Here is an 18127-nt window from a genome sequence, read left to right as displayed (position 1 = left end):
AGCACGCCGCCAGCGTTCGTCCTGAGCCAGGATCAAACTCTCCAATAAGGAATGAGTTCGATCGCTCCGAACAACACTGACAAAATGTCAGTTGTCCAGTAACAATCTCAAAGGAAAACCTCTTGACGAGGTTCATACAATTTACTGGCTATTCGGCACGCTGTTGAGTTCTCAAAGAACACGCGCTCACCATCTTGTCCCGCGTCTTACCGCGGTTCATTCCGGGGCTTTGTGTTTCTCGCTGTGTTTGAAGCTTAGCTGGTTCGTTTTCGCGGTGTCAAATCGGCCGGTTTCGGCTTCTCGGCTCCGCGCTGAACTTCGCTTCGCATTCAATTTGTTCTGTTCCAGAGCGGAGGCAGCACGCTGTGCTGCTTATTCGTTTCTGGGAGCTTGACGCCGCAGTAGTCTACTCGGCCCGTTTCGCGGTGTCAACCGCTCGGCCCGAGGTTCTTGCTGGCGACTCGGTAAAAGTTACTCATGACCTTCGTCGGTGTCAAATCGGGGGGTCGTTGGGGGCGTATCCGCAGCTAGGCGTGGTGAGCCCCTGGAGAACGGTGGATGCTGTGCCGGTGCAGCCCTCCCCCCGGCTCGGCCGGTACGCGCTCCACCTCGTCGTGGTCGCCGCCTGCTACTACGCCGGAGCCCGCCTCGGTCTCCTCCAAGCCCTCGTGAACGGCCAGGTGACACCGCTGTGGCCACCGACCGGTGTGGCCGTGCTCGCGATGCTGCTCGGCGGGGTGAGGATGTGGCCGGGCGTCGCGCTGGGCGCGTTCGCGGCGAACATCGCGTTCAACGACCTCGGCTCGACCTTCCTCATCGCCGCGGGCAACACGCTCGGCCCCGTGGTGGCCTTCCTCTTGCTGAAGTGGGTGGGCTTCCGGCCGCAGATGGACCGGTCGCGCGACGCGCTCGCCCTGGTGCTGCTGGGCGGGCTCGTGGGCATGGCGGTCAGCGCGACGGCGGGCGCGGGCACGCTCCTGGTGACGGGGGTGATCGACGGTCCCCTGTTCTGGTCGACGTGGACGGTGTGGTGGACCGGTGACGCGATGGGCGTGCTGGTGCTCGTGCCGATCGCGCTGGCGTTCCGGTCGCTGCGCCTGCGCGGCCACCCCGTGCGCCGGTGGGTGGAGGCGGCGGCGCTGGTGGTCAGCACGGCGGTGGTGATGGCCGTGGCGAGCACCAACGACCTGAGGCTGATGTACTTGGTGTTCCCGTTCCTGATCTGGGCGGCGCTGCGGTTCCAGCACCTCGGCACGGCGCCGTGCGCGTTGATAGCGGCGACGCTGGCGGCGCGGGGTGCGGCGCGGGCCACGGGCCCGTTCGCGGACATGGAGCTGGTGGTGCGGATGGTGACGTTGCAGGCGTTCAACGGGACGGCGGTGTTGACGGCGTTGTTGTTGTCGGCGGTGATCGCGGAGCGCAACGCGGGCCGGGCGGCGATCGAGCGGACCGTGGCGCAGTTGGCGGACGTGGTGTCGCAGTACCAGCCGCTGGTGCTGGGGAACCTGCTGCCGCCCGAACCGCCGGAGAAGCGCTGAGTGGACGTGGTGGTCGTCGGCGGTGGGCCGGCGGGACGGGCGTTGGCGCGGGCGTGCGCGGCGCGGGGTCTGGTGACGACGGTGGTCGACCCGAACCCCGGGCGGTCGTGGCGGGCGACCTACGCGGCGTGGGTGGACGAGTTGCCGGACGACGCGCCGGTCGCGGTGGCGACGTCGAGGGCTCGTGCGTGGACCACGGCCGAGCACGTGCTCGCGCGGGGTTACGCGGTGTTGGACAACGAGCGGTTGCGGTCGTTGCCGGACGAGGTGCGGGTGGTCGCGGGGCGGGTGGTGTCGTGGACGGGCTCGGCGGCGACGTTGGCCGACGGGCGGGTGTTGCGGGGCCGGGTGGTCGACGCGAGCGGTGTGGTGGGTGGTGGTGCGGCGCAGACGGCGGTCGGGGTGGTGGTGCCGGCCGGGCGGGCGGTGCCGTTCGTGGGTGCGGACGAGGCGTTGATCATGGATTGGCGCAGGCCCCCCGCGGCGACGACGGCTGATCCGAGCTTCCTGTACGCGATCCCGGTGTCGGCGGACGGGGTGCTGCTGGAGGAGACGTCGTTGGCCCGCCGGCCGGGTCTGCCGCTGCGCGAGCTGCGGCTGCGGTTGCACGCGCGGTTGGCGGTGCACGGGATCCCGGTTCCGGTGGACGAGGAGCGGGTGCGCATCGCGTTGGACGGGCGGGCGCGGGACGGCGCGTTCGGCGCGGCGGCGGGGTGGGTGCACCCGGCGACGGGGTACAGCGTGGCGGTGGCGCTGCGGCGCGCGCCGGTGGTGGCGGAGGCGCTCGCGGCGGGGCGTCCGGTGGTGCGGTCGGCGGCGGAACGGGCGGTGCGCGCGTTGCGGTCGAGGGGTTTGGCGGCATTGCTCGCGCTGCCCCCGGACGACGTGCCGGAATTCTTCGACGGGTTCTTCCGGTTGCCCGACCGCGCTCAGCGCGCCTACCTCGGCGGGCACGATGACCTGCGCGGGACCGTCGAGGCGATGGTCCGGCTGTTCGGTTCCGCGTCGTGGGGTATGCGTGGTCGGTTGGCATTCCCTGTGCGTTCGGCCAAAAGTGCTCGAACACCTGGTTAACGCCCTCGGCAAATGAAGATCGACCGGGCAGGATCGAGCGGTGCCCGCCTTGCTGGATGACGTCCGGTTCGCCTTCCAGCCGCTGTTCAACCTCCGCACCGGAGGCGTCGTGGCGGTGGAAGCGCTGGCCCGACCCCACGACGGCACCGTCCAGGACCTGCTGCGGATGGCGTTCCGCGCGGGCTACCTGGCCAACACGGACGTGGCCCTGGCGTGCCGGGCGGTCCGGCACGCGGCCGACCACGACCTGGGCGTGCCGCTGCACGTCAACCTGCTGGCGATGACGATCGCGGACAAGCCCGAGCTGCTCGACCCGCTGCACGTCGCGCTGCGGGAGGTCGGGCGCACGCCCGCGGACCTGGTCCTGGAGGTCGGCACGCCGTACTCGCGCGCGCCGCGCCGGCTGCTGGTGCGTGGCATCGAGCGGTTGCGGCGGGACGGGTTCCGCATCGGGTTGGACGGCGTGGGCGAGGGCGACTCGCCGTTGTCGCTGTTGGCGGAGGTGCGGCCGGAGGTCGTCAAGCTGGACCGCGAGGTGGTGGTGGCGCTGCCCGAGGACCCCGCCCGGTACGCGTTGGCGCAGGCGTTGCAGCACCTGTGCGAGCAGATCGGGTCGTCGGTCGTGGCGGAGGGCGTCGAGACGGAGGCGCAGCTGGCCGCGTTGCGCCGGCTCGGGGTGCGGCTGGCGCAGGGCAACCTGCTGGCGAGCGCGCAGCGTCGGCCCAAGGTGGACGCGACGATCGCGGCGGTGTTGAGCGAGGTGACCGATCCGGAGGCGATCAGCAGTACGACGACCGCGCCGCTGCGGCGGGCAGCGGGTCCGCGGGTGACCGACTTCCTGCACCCGGCGACGACGTTGCCGGACTCGGCGACGTCCGAGGAGGTGCGCGAGGTGCTGGCCAACCAGCCGGCGGTCAGCGGTGTGGTGCTGGTGGACGGTGACGGGCGGCCTCGGTGGACGGTGGACCGCAACCGGTTCCTGCTGGCGGTGACGGGGCCGTTCGGGCACGCGCTGCACGCCAAGCGGGAGGCGGCGCGGTTGGCGGACAAGCCGAAGGTGATCGGCGCGGGGTCGAGCGCGTTGGAGCTGCTGGACGTGGTGGCGCACGCCCACCGCGAGCGGACCAACGACGACCTGGTGGTCGTGGACGACGCCGACCGGTGCCTGGGTGTGGTGCGGGTGGCGGACGTGGTGCGCGGTGTCGCGGAGATGAAGGTGGAGCAGGCCGCGGCGTTGAGCCCGTTGACCCGGTTGCCGGGCAGCGACTCGATCGCGCGGGAGGTGGAGCGGCGGATCGCGGGCGGCGAGCTGTTCGCGGTGGGGTGGCTGGACGTGGACGCGTTCAAGCGGGTCAACGACTCGGCGGGGTTCGCGGCCGGTGACGACCTGATCCGGGCGATCGGGCGGTCGTTGACCGGGGGCGCGGGGTCGTTCCCCGGTGTGCAGGTGGGGCACGTCGGTGGGGACGACTTCCTGGTGGTGGCCGGGTTGAACGAGATCGTGCCGTTCTCGGCCGGTGTGCTGGACGTGCCGCTGGAGGTGGAGGGGCGCGGGGTGACGTTGTCGTTGGCGACGTTGATCTGCGCGGCCGGTTCGGTGGGGTCCTACCGGGAGGTGTCGCGGTTGTTGGCGCCGTTGAAGGAGCACGCGAAGTCGTTGCGCGGCACCAGTTGGGTGCTGGGGCGGCCGGGGAGCGATCACGTGGACGTGCTGCGCGGCGGGCCGCACCTGGCGGTCGGCTGAGGGCTGCCCGAGGTGCCGGTCGTGGTCTTCGGGCGCATGCTGGTGGTACGCGAACGAAGGAGGTTCGGCATGACCACCGCACGGGAGATCATGAACACCGGTGTCCAGTGCATCAAGGAGGATCAGAGCCTGCTCGACGCCGCGCGGATGATGCGTGACCTGGGCGTCGGCTCGTTGCCGATCTGCGGGCAGGACGACCGGTTGCAGGGGATCATCACGGATCGCGACATCGTGCTGCGGTGCGTGGCCGAGGGTCGGGATCCCGGTGCCATGAAGGCCGGGGAGATGTCCGGGCACCTGCACTGGGTGGACGCGGACGACGACCTGTCGCACGTGCTGCGGACGATGGAGGAGAACCGGATCCGCCGGTTGCCGGTGATCGAGCGGCACCGGCTGGTGGGGATGGTGTCGGAGGCCGATCTGGCCCGGCACCTGGACGAACGGCAGATCGCCGGGTTCGTGGAGCGGGTCTACGCCGGTCGCTGAGCACAAGAGCAGGGGCCCCCGCGGTGGGGGCCCCTGCTCTGCGTCGTGCTGAGGGTCAGACGGTGAAGCCGAGGGCGCGCAGCTGCTCGCGCCCGTCGTCGGTGATCTTCTCCGGGCCCCACGGGGGCATCCAGACCCAGTTGATGCGGAAGTCGTCGACGAGCCCGCCGCCGCCACCGCCGACCAGCGCCGACCGCGTCTGGTCCTCGATGACGTCGGTCAGCGGGCACGCGGCGGACGTGAGGGTCATGTCGATGAGCGCGACGTTGTCCTCGTCCACGCGGATGTCGTAGACCAGGCCCAGGTCCACGACGTTGATGCCGAGCTCCGGGTCGACGACGTCGCGCATGGCTTCCTCGACGTCGTCCACCGCGGCCACGTCCGCCTTGGGCGCGGGCGGTTCGGGCATGCCCTCGACGCCGCGCACCACGTCCTCTTCGGTGGTCATGCCTTCGCTCCCTCGCTGCGTGACACCGCGTCCTTGAAAGCCATCCAGCCCAGCAGCGCGCACTTCACGCGTGCCGGGTACTTCGCCACGCCCGCGAACGCGATGCCGTCCTCCAGGACGTCCTCGTCCGGCTCGACCTGCCCCCGGCCCTGCATGAGCTCCACGAACGCGTCCATCTTCTCGAACGCCTCGTCCAGCGGCTTGCCCACCACCAGGTCGGTCAGCACGGAGGTCGACGCCTGGCTGATGGAGCAGCCCTGGCCGTCGTAGGACACGTCGCGGACGGTGTCGCCGTCGAGCTTGACCCGCAACGTCACCTCGTCGCCGCAGGTCGGGTTGATCTGGTGCGACTCGGCGTCGAACGGGTCGCGCAGGCCGCGGCCGTGCGGGTTCTTGTAGTGGTCCAGGATGATCTCCTGGTACATCTGCTGCAGCTGCATCACGCCCACCCGGAACTCATCGGACACCGAAGAACTTCTGCGCCTCGCGGACCGCGTCGACCAGTGCGGTCACCTCGTCCACCGTGTTGTACAGGTAGAAGCTGGCCCGCACGGTGGCGGCGGCGTCCATCCGCCGGTGCAGGGGCCACGCGCAGTGGTGGCCGACGCGCACCGCGACGCCCAGGCTGTCGAGCACCTGGCCCGCGTCGTGCGCGTGGATGCCGTCCACGACGAACGACACGGCGCCGCCGCGGTCCACCACGTCCAGCGGTCCGACGATCCGCACGCCGGGGATGCCGGTCAGGCCGCGCAGCGCCGCTTCGGTGAGCTGGTGCTCGTGCGCGGCGACGCGGTCCATGCCGACGGCGTTGAGGTAGTCCACGGCCGCGCCCAGCGCCACGGCCTGCGACGTCATGGGCACGCCCGCCTCGAACCGCGCGGGCGGCGGGGCGAAGGTGGACTTCGCCATGTGGACCATCTCGATCATGGACCCGCCGGTGAGGAACGGCGGCAGGGCCTCCAGCAGCTCGCGGCGGCCGTAGAGGACGCCGATGCCGGACGGGCCGAGCATCTTGTGGCCGCTGAACACGGCGAAGTCCACGCCGAGCGCCGTGAAGTCGACCGGGCCGTGGGGCACGGACTGGCAGGCGTCCAGGACGGTGAGCGCGCCCACCGCGCGGGCCGCGTCGACCAGCACGCGCACGGGGTTGACCGTGCCGAGCACGTTGGACTGGTGGGTGAACGCGACGACCTTGGTCTTGGAGTTCACCAACTCGTCGAGGTTCGACAGGTCGAGGCGGCCCTCGTCCGTGACGCCGAACCAGCGCAGCGTGGCGCCCGTGCGGGCGGCCAGCTGCTGCCACGGCACCAGGTTGGCGTGGTGCTCCATCTCGGTGACGACGATCTCGTCACCGGGACCGAGGCGGAACCGCTCGGCCTCGGGGCCGGCGGTGGCCGCGTTGCCCATCGCGTACGCGACGAGGTTCACGCCTTCCGTCGCGTTCTTCGTGAACACGATCTCGCCCTGGTCGACGCCCACGAAGTCGGCGATCTTCTGCCTGGCGCCCTCGTAGGCGTCGGTGGCCTCCTCGGCCAGTTGGTGCGCCCCGCGGTGCACCGCGGCGTTGGCGGTCTCCAGGAAGGCGCGCTCGGCGTCGAGGACCTGCCTCGGGCGTTGCGAGGTGGCGCCGGAGTCCAGGTAGACCAGCCGCTTGCCCTCCCGCACGGTGCGACCCAGGATCGGGAAGTCCGCCCGGACGGTAGCGACGTCCAGCGGAGTGGCGGTGGTGGTCACTGCTCCGACGCCTCCTCTCGGTACGTGTTCACGACTCGTTGCTGCCCCACGACAGGTGCAACGTCAGACGACGCCGGCGGCTTCCTGCTTGCCGATGTACTTCACGTAACCCTCGGCCTCGAGCTGGTCGGCCAGCTCCGGGCCGCCGGACTCGACGATCCGGCCCGCGGCGAAGACGTGCACGAAGTCGGGCGCGATGTACTTGAGGATCCGGGTGTAGTGGGTGATCAGCATCACGCCGACCTCGCCGGACTGCTTGTACCGGTTCACGCCCTCGGAGACGACGCGCAGCGCGTCGACGTCCAGACCGGAGTCGGTCTCGTCGAGGATCGCGACCTTCGGCTGGAGCAGCCCGAGCTGGAGGATCTCGTGGCGCTTCTTCTCACCGCCGGAGAAGCCCTCGTTGACCGAGCGCTCCGCGAAGGCGGGGTCGATGTCCAGGTCGGACATCGCCTCCTTGACCTCCTTGACCCAGTGGCGCAGCTTCGGGGCCTCGCCGCGCACGGCGGTGGCGGCGGTGCGGAGGAAGTTCGACATCGAGACGCCGGGGACCTCGACCGGGTACTGCATGGCGAGGAACAGGCCCGCGCGGGCGCGCTCGTCGACGGTCATCTCCAGCACGTCCTCGCCGTCCAGCAGCACGCTGCCGGAGGTGATCGTGTACTTGGGGTGCCCGGCGATGGCGTAGGACAGGGTGGACTTGCCCGAGCCGTTGGGGCCCATGATCGCGTGCGTCTCGCCTGCCTTGATGGTCAGGTCGACGCCCTTGAGGATCTCCTTGGAGCCCTCGTCGGTGGTGACCGAGACGTGCAGGTCCTTGATCTCGAGAGTGGCCATCGGTGCTTCGTTCTCCTGGTGTTGCGAGCGAAAGTCAGTTCGTAGCCGTGATCAGTTCACGGGCGTGGTGACGTCGACGTAGACGTCGTCACCGCGGAGTTCGACGGCGAACACGTCGACCGGCTCGGTGGCGGGTGGCGAGGACGGGCGGCCGGTGCGCAGGTCGAAGCACGACCCGTGCAGCCAGCACTCCACGCCCTTGCGCGTCACCTCGCCCTCGCTGAGCGCGACCTCGGCGTGCGAGCACAGGTCGCGCAGCGCGTGCACGGTCCCGCCGTCGCGGACGAGCACGACCGGGGTGTGCTCGGCGCCGACCTCGAACCCGGCCGGCTTGCGGTCGTCGAGGTCGGTCAGCGAGCACACCCTGATCACACGCCCACCGCTTCCAGCTCCGCCTCGATCGCGGCTTCCAGGCGCTCGCGCACCTCGGGAACGCTGATCTTGAGCAGGATCTCGTGGAAGAAGCCGCGCACGACCAGCCTGCGCGCCTGGTCCTCCGGGATGCCGCGGGCCTGGAGGTAGAACAGCTGCTCGTCGTCGAACCGGCCGGTGGCGCTGGCGTGGCCCGCGCCCTCGATCTCGCCGGTCTCGATCTCCAGGTTCGGCACCGAGTCGGCGCGGGCGCCGTCGGTGAGCACCAGGTTGCGGTTGAGCTCGAAGGTCTCGGTGCCCTCCGCGGCGGCGCGGATCAGCACGTCCCCGATCCACACCGTGTGCGCGTCCTCGCCCTGCAGCGCGCCCTTGTAGACCACGTTGCTGCGGCAGTTGGACACCGCGTGGTCGATGAAGGTGCGGTGCTCCAGGTGCTGCCCGGCGTCGGCGAAGTACAGGCCGAGGAGCTCGGCGTCGCCGCCGCGCCCGGTGTAGGTGACGACCGGCGTGAGCCGGACGACGTTGCCGCCGAGGGTGATGACGGTGTGCTTGAACGTGGCGTCGCGGCCGAGCTTGGCGTGGTGCGCGGAGACGTGCACCGCGTCGTCGGCCCAGTCCTGGATGGCGACGACGGTGAGGTGCGCGCCGTCACCGACGACGAACTCCACGTTGTCCGCGTAGGCGCCGGAGCCGCGGTGGTCGATGACGACGACGGCCTCGGCGAACTGCTTCGCGTGCACGTGGAGGTGGCCGTAGGCGACCTGGCCCTCGCCCGGTCCGGTCACGGTGATCGTGGTCGGACCGGACTTCGCGTCACCGGGGAGGGTGACGACGGTGGCCTCGGTGAACGACGACCAGGCCTGCGCGGCTACGCGGTCACCGGGGGTGCCCGCGACGCCGAGCCGCTCGTCGCCGCGGGCGGCGGTCTCGACCGCGACGCCCTCGGGCGCGTCGACCTCGACGGTCGCAGTGCCGGTGGCCTCGGCGCCGTTGTGCAGGTTCGCCAGCCGCTTCATGGGGGTGAAGCGCCAGATCTCCTCGCGACCCCCGGGCACCTCGAACGCGTTCACGTCGAACGACGTGAAGTGGTCCGCGCGCGACGAGACGGGAGCACCTGCACCGTGCGAGTGGGCCGTCAGGCCGTGTTGTTGGTCTTCGGTGGTGACGGCCATGTCAGCCGACGGCCCCTTCCATCTGCAGCTCGATCAGGCGGTTCAGCTCGAGGGCGTACTCCATGGGCAGCTCCCGCGCGATGGGCTCGACGAACCCGCGCACGATCATCGCCATGGCCTCGTCCTCGTTGAGACCGCGGGACATCAGGTAGAACAGCTGGTCCTCGGAGACCTTCGAGACCGTGGCCTCGTGGCCCATCGACACGTCGTCCTCGCGGACGTCGACGTACGGGTAGGTGTCCGAGCGGCTGATGTTGTCCACCAGCAGCGCGTCGCACTTGACCGTGGACTTCGAGTGGTGCGCCCGCTTGTTGACCTGGACCAGGCCGCGGTAGGAGGTGCGGCCACCGCCGCGCGCCACCGACTTCGACACGATCGTGGACGACGTGTGCGGCGCCATGTGGACCATCTTCGCGCCCGCGTCCTGGTGCTGGCCCTCGCCCGCGAACGCGATCGAGAGGACCTCGCCCTTGGCGTGCTCGCCCATCAGGAACACGGCCGGGTACTTCATGGTGACCTTGGAGCCGATGTTGCCGTCGATCCACTCCATGGTCGCGCCCTCTTCGGCCTTGGCGCGCTTGGTGACCAGGTTGTAGACGTTGTTCGACCAGTTCTGGATGGTCGTGTAGCGGCAGCGACCACCCTTCTTGACGATGATCTCCACGACGGCGGAGTGCAGCGAGTCCGACGAGTAGATCGGCGCGGTGCAGCCCTCGACGTAGTGCACGTAGGCGCCCTCGTCGACGATGATCAGCGTGCGCTCGAACTGGCCCATGTTCTCGGTGTTGATCCGGAAGTAGGCCTGCAGCGGGATGTCCACGTGCACGCCCTTCGGCACGTAGATGAACGAGCCGCCCGACCACACCGCGGAGTTCAGCGCGGAGAACTTGTTGTCACCGGAGGGGATGACGGAGCCGAAGTACTCCTTGAACAGCTCCGGGTGCTCCCGGAGGGCGGTGTCGGTGTCGAGGAAGACGACACCCTGCTCCTCCAGGTCCTCGCGGATCTTGTGGTAGACGACCTCGGACTCGTACTGGGCCGCGACACCGGAGACCAGGCGCTGCTTCTCCGCCTCCGGGATGCCCAGCCGGTCGTAGGTGTTCTTGATCTCGTCGGGCAGGTCGTCCCAGGTCGCCGCCTGCTTCTCGGTCGACCGGACGAAGTACTTGATGTTCTCGAAGTCGATGCCCGACAGGTCGGAGCCCCAGGTCGGCATGGGCTTGCGGTCGAACAGCCGCAGCGCCTTGAGCCGGAACTCCAGCATCCACTCGGGCTCGTTCTTCTTGGCCGAGATGTCCCGAACGACGTCCTCGTTCAGTCCCCGGCGAGCGCTCGCGCCTGCCACGTCCGAGTCGGACCAGCCGAACTCGTAGTTGCCGATGCTCGCCAGGGTCTCTTCCTGGGTGAGCGGGGCTGTGGTGGTGCGCTGCTCGGCAGCGGCAGTCATGCGGGCTCCCCTCCATCTGAAGTCTGATCGTCGGCTCCGCCGACCGTGATCCGGGGTGTGTTCGGGATGTGCGTCGTGCACACGGCATCGCCGCGGGCGATGGTGGCCAGGCGCTGGACGTGCGTGCCGAGCAGGCCGGCGAACGCCGCCGTCTCGGTCTCGCACAGCTGCGGGAACTCCGCCGCGACGTGCGCCACGGGGCACAGGTGCTGGCAGAGCTGCTCGCCCGCCCCCACGTGGCGTGCCGAGGCAGCGTAGCCCTCCCTGGTCAACGCAACCGCGAGGGCCTTGGCCCGGTCCGCGGCGTCGGGCTGGGCCACGATGGCCGCGCGGTGCCGGTCGACGAATGCGGACACCCGTCGTTCGGCGAAGGTTCGTACCGCCTCCTCCCCGCCCTGTTCGGCGAGGAACCGCAACGCGGCCACGGCGAGGTCGTCGTAGGCGTGCCCGAAGCGGGCCCGCCCCTGCTCGGTCAGCAGGAAGAGCTTGGCCGGGCGACCCCGACCGCGCTGACCCCGGCGCGGGGCCTCCCTGCTGCTCGCCTCACCGTCGGCCACCAGCGCGTCGATGTGCCGGCGCACCGCCGTGGGGCTCAGGCCCAGCTGCTCCGCGACCGAGGCCGCGGTGACGGGGCCCTGCTCCAGGAGGAGCCGTGCGACGGCGTGCCGGGTGCGCCCGTCGTGCCCGGCGGGCACAGCGGTCAACTCGATCCCGGCGTTTTTCACAACACCAGTGTTGCGTATTTCCCCGGTACTCGCAAAGATCGCCCGGGATCGGGTGACCCGAGTCACGCGATCGGGCCGGTCGCTACCCTGCGGACGTGACGGCGGGCGGAATGGTGATGGCGGACCGGGACGGGATCGGCGAGGCAGCGCCCCTCGACGCCGTGGAGCGGCGACAGCTCGACGTCATCCGCCGCTGGGGCACCGTGGGCGCGCTGCTGCTGGCCGTCGGCTCGCTCGGGGCGGGCGCGGCGCCCGTGTTCAGCCCGCTGCCCGGCACGCCGCTGCTCGGGCTGTTCCCCCGGATGCCGAGCGCCGCGATGGCCGTGGCCTGGACCGGCATCTTCCTGATCGTGTCGGCGTGGCTGTGGCTGGGCCGGTTCGCCCGTCCGGGTCGCCCGCGGCTGATGTCGCGCAGCCAGCTCGACCGCACGCTGCTGATGTGGATCACGCCGCTGGTGTTCGTGCTGCCCATGTTCAGCCGGGACGTCTACAGCTACCTGGCGCAGTCGCAGATCGCGGCCAACGGGCAGGACCCCTACGAGCTGGGTCCGGCCACCGCGCTGGGCGTCGAGCACGACCTGACGAAGAACGTGCCGAACATCTGGCGCGAGACGCCCGCGCCGTACGGGCCGCTGTTCCTGGCCGCCGGGCGGGTCATCTCGATGGTGACGGGCGACAGCGTGCTGCCCGGCGTCTTCCTGCACCGGCTGCTGGGGCTGCTGGGGCTGGCGATGATCGTGTGGGCGCTGCCCCGCCTGGCGCGGCGGTTCGGCGTACCCCCGGTGGGTGCGCTGTGGCTGGGCGCGGCGAACCCGCTGGTGCTGTTCCACCTGGTCGTGGGCGTGCACAACGAGGGCCTGGCGATCGGCCTGATGCTGGTGGGGCTGGAGCTGGCGCTGCGGAAGATGCCCCTGGTCCCCGGCTCGCCGACGACGCGCGAGGAGCTGCTGTGGATCGTGCTCGGGGCGACCATGATCACGATGGGCGCGGCGGTGAAGATCCCGGCCGCGCTGGCCCTGGGCTTCCTGGGCGTGATGCTCGCGCGGCGGTGGGGCGGGCGGTTCTCCGACCTGGTGCGTGCGGCCCTGTTGTTGCTGGTCATCTCGGGTGTGGTGATGGTCGGGACGTGCGTGGGCACCGGCCTGGGGTTCGGGTGGGTGGAGACGTTGAACGTCGCCAGCACGGTGAAGAGCTGGATGTCGCCGCCGACCGCGATGGGGTTCATGGGCGGCGGGCTGGGGCTGCTGCTGGGGCTGGGCAACCACACCGAGTCGATGATCGTGCTGATGCGGCTGGTGACGCAGGCGGTGTCGGTGGTGATCGTGGCGACGCTGCTGTGGAAGGCGTTCCGGGGCCGGATCAAGGCGGTCAACGGGCTGGGCGCGGGCCTGGGCGCGGTGCTGGTGCTGGGGCCGGTGCTCCAGCCGTGGTACGTGCTGTGGGCGGCGTTGCCGCTGGCCACGGCCGTGCTGGCCCGCCGGTTCCGGGTGTTCGCGACCACGGCGAGCGCGGTGATCGCGGTGATCCTGCCGCCGACGGGTTCGGCGTTCGACGGGCGGGCCTACATCGTGCCGCAGGCCGTGACGGGCGCCCTGATCGCGTTCGGGCTGTGCCTGTTCGTCGCCCGCAGGCAGGTCGTGCCGCTGATCAAGCGCGACCCCCTGCCCGGCTCCGCCTGACCCCGAACTCCGGACCTCACCCCTGCGGGTGTCACCCGACCGGGGAGTAACCCGGCACCCCCCGCGGGCGAGACAGGGGGTACGAGAGGATCGGCTCCTCCGGGGGAGGGAGTGCGTGATGGTCGACGTGCCCAGGGAGCAGATCCGCTTCGCCGTCGTGCTCAACGGCGGGGTGAGCCTCGCCGTCTGGATGGGCGGGGTGGTGCTCGAACTCGACCGGCTGACCAGGGGCGACGGCCCGTACGCCGACCTGCTGGACGTGGTCGGCAGCACGGCCCGCGCCGACGTCATCACAGGCACCTCGGCGGGCGGCATCAACGGCGCGGCCCTGGCGTTGTCGCAGGTCAACGCCAACGCCCGGCTGGAGCGGCTGCGCGACCTGTGGGCCGAGCAGGGCCGGATGGAACAGCTGCTGCGCACGCCGTTCCGCGGCCAGCCGGTGTCGCTGCTGCGGGGGGACGAGTTCTTCCTGCCCCGGCTCCGGGAGGCGCTGGGGCGCCTGACCTCGGACTTCAGCCCGCAGGAGGACCGCCCGGTCGACCTGCGGATCACCACCACGCTGCTCGCGGGCGTGCCCACGGTCACCCACGACGACCTCGGGCAGACCATGGTCCAGGCCAGCCACCAGGGCAGCTTCTCGTTCCGCCGCGACCCCGGCGGCCGGGACGACTTCACCGCCGAGAAGCTGCCCGCGCTGGTCGACCGGATGGCGCTGGCCGCGCGGTCGTCCGCGTCCTTCCCGTTCGCGTTCGAACCCTCGTTCATCCCGGTCGCGCCCGGCGCCCCCGACGGCGACAAGCCCAACATGGCCGAGGTCGCGTCCTGGGCCAACGACACCGACAACCGGTCCCGCTACGCCGTGGACGGCGGTGTCCTGGTCAACACGCCGACCAAGGAGGCGTTGGAGGCGATCGACCGGATGCCCGCCGAGGGCCCGGTGCGGCGGGTGATGCTGCTGGTGTTCCCGCACGCGCCCGAGGCGGTCGTCGAGCCGGTGGCGCCGGTGGACGGCGCGCTGCCCAGCACCATCGCCACCGGCGGCAAGCTGCTCGGCGCGCTGACCAGCCAGAGCGGTCGCACCTACGTGGAGCGCATCGAGGAGCACAACCGCAACGCCGCCTCCCGCCGCGGCGGGCGCAACGCCCTGCTGGACCGGCTGGCGTCGGGCGGTTCGGTCACCGGGAAGCTGTACGCGCTGGCCGAGACGCTGCACGACCACTACGAGGACGTGCGGATGCGGCACGCCGCCCGCGATGTCACGACCCGCCAGTTCGAGGTGCCCGGCGCGAACGCCGCCGGGTGGAGCTTCGAGCGGGTCCGCGCGGCGGCCGAGGCGGCCCAGCGCGAGTACCGCGCGGAGAACAGCAGGCTGCCGTACGTGCCGACGCGGCCGCAGCCGACCGCGCTGCCCGACCACGGCTGGCCGTGGGGCATCACGATGGCCGAACGGCTCGCGTCCGCCGCGATGGACGTGCTCAAGCGCCTGGTGTGGGTGATGCCGGACGCGCAGCGGCTCGCGCTGGCCCGCACGAACCTGTTCGACGTGCGGGCGAGGCTGCGCGCCGCTCGGGTGGAGCTGGACGCGCACTGGACCACCAGCGAGCGCGAGGAGCTGGACCAGGGCTACTGGGAGCGGCGGGTCCGCCGGTTCGCCACGAAGATGCTGGAGGAGCCCGACGGCATCGGCCAGCGGGTGCGGGAGCAGGTGGACCGGATCGCGGGCGTCCTCGGTGACGCCTACGACATCCTCGACCAGCTGGACGACGAGCAGCTGCGAGTGGGCGAGCTGCGGTCGTGGCACCGGCTGCTGGCCGAACCGCGCACCGAGGCGGAGGCCGAGGCCGGTCTGGTGGCGGGCGGGCTGTGGCTGTCGCGGGTGCTGGCGCTGGAGGTCGCGGCGACGTGCCTGGCCGACGACAGCAGCAGCGGCCTGGACCAGGCGGTCGAGCTGGTGCAGATCAGCCTCCAGACGCGCAACGCGTTCGCCGAGTACAGCCTCACCGCCGAGGACAAGGCGGGCGGCGCGTCGCTGCACCGGTTCTCCGGGTTCCTCAAGCGGTCCTGGCGGGTCAACGACTGGATCTGGGGCCGGCTCGACGGCGCGACCATGCTGTGCAAGGTGGTGTTCGACCCGAAGCGGCTGCTGCGGGTCGACCGGCTGACCGGCGGTGGCGGCGACCCCGCCGGGCGGGCCGCGGCCCAGGTCGACGCGCTGGTGGCGAAGCTGTTCGGCGACGGGTTGCCGGCCGAGCTGAAGCCGTACGTCGACCGGGCGAAGGCGGAGCTGGCCGACGTCTACGCCCACCCGGGGGGCGACCACCCGCCGACGTGCGCGGCGTTGGCCGAGCTGGCCGCGTGGGCGCTGCACACCCGGATCATCTGCGAGGAGCTGCCCGCGCTGCGCGCCGCGATCCTGGCCGACCGGCACGAGGGCGCGGACCGCCGTTCGCGCGGCGAGCTGTTCCTGGAGGAGCAGGCCGCCCTGCTGGCCCGGCTGCCGGTGCGCACGGACGCCGACCGGGTCGAGGTGGGCGTGCGGGGGTTGGCCGCGTTCGCCCGGGCGGGCATCGGGCGCGAGCCGCTGGTGCAGGAGGCGAGCAGCGACCAGGTGATCCGGACGGCGGCGACGGCCGCGGCGGTGGCGATCACCGTGGCCGACAGCGACAACTCCGGGCTGGGCACGGCGAAACCGCTGACCAGGGCGTTGCGCGGGGCGGCGCTGCTGCCGTACTGGACGATCACCGGCCTGACCAGGGGTGGCCGGCTGGCGCAGTTCCTCGGGCTGCTGGGGTTCGCGCTGGGCGGCGCGCTGCTGGTGCTGGCGCTGTTCGACCTGCTGCCGCCGTGGGCGGTGGGCCCGGCGGCGGCGTTCGGCGGTGGCACGCTGCTGGCCGCGTTCGGCTACGCCGCGCTGCGGTCGGGCACGCTGCTGCACGGGTTGGTGCTGCTGTCACCGGTGATCCCGCTGGTCACGGTGGCGATCGACCGGACGCGGCACGCGCTGGCGTCCGGCGAGACCGGCGACCAGGCCGTGACGGGCATGGTGGCGGTCGGTGGCGTGCTGCTGGTCGTGGTGGGGTTGCTGATCATCGGCAGCCTGCCCGCGCCGGTCGGGACGCCGCTGGCGGTGCTGGGCAAGCTGCGGCTCAAGCGCCGGCTGGTGGTGCGGGTGCTCGTGGCGGCGGCGGTCGTGGTCGGCGTGTGGGCCGTCGTGCGGTACCGGCTGTACGACGTGAGGCCGGAGCTGGTGGTGGCCGGCACGGTCGTCGCGATCGTGTTCGGCGCGGTCACGTCGTACGTGCTGGGCAGTTCGCTGCGGCGGTGGCGGCAGGTCGACGGCGAGTGGGGCACCGAGGCCGCCGAGCCGCCCGCGTCCGCGACCGCCGGGTGGGCCGCCGTGTACGGGTCGGTGCTGCTGATCGTCGCGGCGGTGGTGCAGGTGGTCGGGATGCGGTTCACCGGCTGGGAGGCGGTGCTGGGCACGGCGCTGGCGTTCGGGCTGGTGCTGCTGCTGGTGACGACGTGGTGGGTGCCGTTACGGGCCAGGCGGACCATCGCCACCTCCCTGGTGGAGCAGATGTCCATCGTGGACTTCGAGGCGCAGGACGTGGCCGACGCGCTGCTCAAGCGGCTGGAGGGCAACGGGATGCTGTTCAAGTTCCTCACCGACCTCGACGACTCGGGCCGGCTGCGCCTCAGCGCCGGCGGCAGGCGCGTGGCCCACCGCGTCGCCCACCGCTCGGCCACCGGCACCGACTCCGACTGACCCGCGTGTCCTACGTCCGGAACAACCGTGTCCTACGTCCGGAACGACCGAGTTGAACGTTCGGAACGCACGAGCCGGGGGGCCGGGTGTTCTGAACGTTCAACTCACGCGTTCTGGAGGTAGGACACGCGCGGTCTGGAGGTAGGACACGCGCGGTCTGGAGGTAGGACACGCGTGGGGTGGGGGTCAGGCGGCCAGGGCGGGGATTCGGGGGGTGGCGGGGAGGCCGGCGGCCTGGGCGTAGAGGGCCTCGAAGGTTTCCAGGGTGCTGTCGATGGCGTGAGCGGCGATCAGCTCGCTGCTCGCCGCGCCCATCCGGGCGGTCACGGTCGGGTCCGCGGTGACGGCGTGCAGGCGGTCGGCCAGGCCTCGGATGTCCCCCGGAGTGAACAGCCAGCCGTTGCGGCCCTGCTTGCACAGGTGCGGCAACGCCATCGCGTCCGCGACCACCACCGGCTTGCCCGCGGCCATCGCCTCCATCGTGGCCAGGCTCTGCAGCTCCGCGATGCCCGGCATGCAGAACACGTCGGCGGACGCGTAGGCGTCCAGCAGCTCCTCCTCGCCCACGAACCCGCGGAACTTCACCCGATCGGTGAGGCCGAGGTCGCGGGCCAGCAGCTCCCACTCCCCCCGGCACGACCCGTCGCCCACGATCTCGGCGTGCAGCCGCGGCACCAGCGCCAACGCCCGCAGCAGCTCGTCGACCCGCTTCTCCTCGTCCAGCCGCCCCACGAACAGCACGGTCGGCGCGTCGGTCCGCCGCACGGGCGCGCGCAGCCGGTACCGGTCGATGTCGATGCCGCACGACACCGGCACGGCGCGGGGCGGGAAGCCGTTGTCGTGCAGCAGCCGCACGGCCCGCGGCGTCGGCGCGGTCACCACGTCGGCCTGCCCGAACACCCGACCCAGGTCGCGCCACGCCCACCGCGACGCCACCCCCTGCAACCACTGCGGCACGCGGGCGTGGCCGAACAGGTTCTCCGGCATGAAGTGGTTCGTCGCCACCGTCGGGCCTGCGCCAAGGAGAACGGTGCCTCCCACCCCTGGTACCTCGCCACCTCCGGATCCGACCGGTAGGCGGCGAACGCGGGCGCGTCGGCCGCCG

Annotated in this window: 15 protein-coding genes; 6 read left to right on the top strand and 9 right to left on the bottom strand. The window is 71.4% G+C overall.

Annotated features, from left to right (window positions below; genetic code table 11):
* Positions 1–554 precede the first annotated feature (554 nt).
* From AB0G02_RS13265 to AB0G02_RS13250, 4 genes are all read left to right on the top strand, one after another.
* Entirely contained in the window at positions 555–1538 is a 984-nt protein-coding gene (locus AB0G02_RS13265; RefSeq protein WP_360793321.1) for an MASE1 domain-containing protein, read from the top strand.
* On the top strand, positions 1539–2612 hold the full coding sequence (locus AB0G02_RS13260; RefSeq protein WP_360793319.1) for a lycopene cyclase family protein: 1074 nt from the start codon (positions 1539–1541) through the stop codon (positions 2610–2612).
* 40 nt (positions 2613–2652) lie between these two features.
* Positions 2653–4356 (top strand): GGDEF domain-containing protein, encoded by a 1704-nt coding sequence (locus AB0G02_RS13255; protein WP_360793317.1) that lies wholly within the window; start codon positions 2653–2655, stop codon positions 4354–4356.
* A gap of 69 nt (positions 4357–4425) precedes the next feature.
* On the top strand, positions 4426–4842 hold the full coding sequence (locus AB0G02_RS13250; RefSeq protein WP_360793315.1) for a CBS domain-containing protein: 417 nt from the start codon (positions 4426–4428) through the stop codon (positions 4840–4842).
* Between the two features lie 55 nt (positions 4843–4897).
* On the opposite strand, the gene AB0G02_RS13245 is transcribed toward AB0G02_RS13250, so the two are convergent.
* From AB0G02_RS13245 to AB0G02_RS13210, 8 genes are all read right to left on the bottom strand, one after another.
* Positions 4898–5290, bottom strand: a complete 393-nt coding sequence (locus AB0G02_RS13245; RefSeq protein ID WP_360793313.1) for a metal-sulfur cluster assembly factor — start codon at positions 5288–5290, stop codon at positions 4898–4900.
* Positions 5287–5730: a Fe-S cluster assembly sulfur transfer protein SufU gene (gene sufU, locus AB0G02_RS13240; protein WP_360793323.1), complete on the bottom strand. Its 444-nt coding sequence runs from the start codon at positions 5728–5730 to the stop codon at positions 5287–5289. Before sufU ends, AB0G02_RS13245 begins: the two co-directional genes overlap by 4 nt.
* Before the next feature lie 16 nt (positions 5731–5746).
* Positions 5747–7024 (bottom strand): cysteine desulfurase, encoded by a 1278-nt coding sequence (locus AB0G02_RS13235; RefSeq protein ID WP_360793311.1) that lies wholly within the window; start codon positions 7022–7024, stop codon positions 5747–5749.
* A 63-nt stretch (positions 7025–7087) separates the two neighbouring features.
* Positions 7088–7861 carry a Fe-S cluster assembly ATPase SufC gene (gene sufC / locus AB0G02_RS13230; protein WP_360793309.1) on the bottom strand — a complete coding sequence of 258 codons (774 nt, stop codon included), beginning with the start codon at positions 7859–7861 and terminating at the stop codon, positions 7088–7090.
* Positions 7862–7912: 51 nt separating this feature from the next.
* Positions 7913–8233, bottom strand: a complete 321-nt coding sequence (locus tag AB0G02_RS13225) for a non-heme iron oxygenase ferredoxin subunit (RefSeq protein WP_360793307.1) — start codon at positions 8231–8233, stop codon at positions 7913–7915.
* Entirely contained in the window at positions 8230–9405 is a 1176-nt protein-coding gene (gene sufD / locus AB0G02_RS13220; RefSeq protein ID WP_360793305.1) for a Fe-S cluster assembly protein SufD, read from the bottom strand. Before sufD ends, AB0G02_RS13225 begins: the two co-directional genes overlap by 4 nt.
* Before the next feature lies 1 nt (position 9406).
* The gene (gene sufB, locus AB0G02_RS13215) at positions 9407–10852 is read right to left on the bottom strand and encodes a Fe-S cluster assembly protein SufB (protein ID WP_360793303.1); all 1446 of its coding nucleotides are present in this window, start codon (positions 10850–10852) and stop codon (positions 9407–9409) included.
* Positions 10849–11577, bottom strand: coding sequence for a metalloregulator ArsR/SmtB family transcription factor (locus tag AB0G02_RS13210; RefSeq protein WP_360793301.1), 729 nt, complete (start codon positions 11575–11577; stop codon positions 10849–10851). The genes sufB and AB0G02_RS13210 overlap by 4 nt, the downstream gene beginning before the upstream one ends.
* 95 nt (positions 11578–11672) lie before the next feature.
* On the opposite strand from AB0G02_RS13210, the gene mptB reads away from it, so the two are divergent.
* A complete protein-coding gene (mptB, locus tag AB0G02_RS13205) occupies positions 11673–13256 on the top strand; it encodes a polyprenol phosphomannose-dependent alpha 1,6 mannosyltransferase MptB (RefSeq protein WP_360793299.1) in 1584 nt (527 codons plus the stop codon).
* 118 nt (positions 13257–13374) lie between these two features.
* The gene (locus AB0G02_RS13200; RefSeq protein ID WP_360793297.1) at positions 13375–17022 is read left to right on the top strand and encodes a patatin-like protein; all 3648 of its coding nucleotides are present in this window, start codon (positions 13375–13377) and stop codon (positions 17020–17022) included.
* 186 nt (positions 17023–17208) lie between these two features.
* Here the strand turns inward: AB0G02_RS13200 and AB0G02_RS13195 are convergent, their stop codons facing one another.
* Positions 17209–18027 (bottom strand): glycosyltransferase, encoded by an 819-nt coding sequence (locus AB0G02_RS13195; RefSeq protein ID WP_360793295.1) that lies wholly within the window; start codon positions 18025–18027, stop codon positions 17209–17211.
* Between the last annotated feature and the right edge of the window lie 100 nt (positions 18028–18127).

The sequence above is a fragment of the Actinosynnema sp. NPDC023658 genome (assembly GCF_040639995.1).
Classification (GTDB): Bacteria; Actinomycetota; Actinomycetes; order Mycobacteriales; family Pseudonocardiaceae; genus Actinosynnema.
The sequence above is the reverse complement of the archived record's forward strand: the minus strand, read 5'-3'. Positions and strand labels throughout refer to the sequence as shown.

Bases quoted from the DNA above. Each gene is read 5' to 3' on its own strand.
- sufD (WP_360793305.1), bottom strand. From the start codon at position 9,405: ATGGCCGTCACCACCGAAGACCAACAACACGGCCTGACGGCCCACTCG.
- sufC (WP_360793309.1), bottom strand. From the start codon at position 7,861: ATGGCCACTCTCGAGATCAAGGACCTGCACGTCTCGGTCACCACCGAC.
- AB0G02_RS13200 (WP_360793297.1), top strand. From the start codon at position 13,375: ATGGTCGACGTGCCCAGGGAGCAGATCCGCTTCGCCGTCGTGCTCAAC.
- sufB (WP_360793303.1), bottom strand. From the start codon at position 10,852: ATGACTGCCGCTGCCGAGCAGCGCACCACCACAGCCCCGCTCACCCAG.
- AB0G02_RS13250 (WP_360793315.1), top strand. From the start codon at position 4,426: ATGACCACCGCACGGGAGATCATGAACACCGGTGTCCAGTGCATCAAG.
- sufU (WP_360793323.1), bottom strand. From the start codon at position 5,730: ATGCAGCTGCAGCAGATGTACCAGGAGATCATCCTGGACCACTACAAG.
- AB0G02_RS13245 (WP_360793313.1), bottom strand. From the start codon at position 5,290: ATGACCACCGAAGAGGACGTGGTGCGCGGCGTCGAGGGCATGCCCGAA.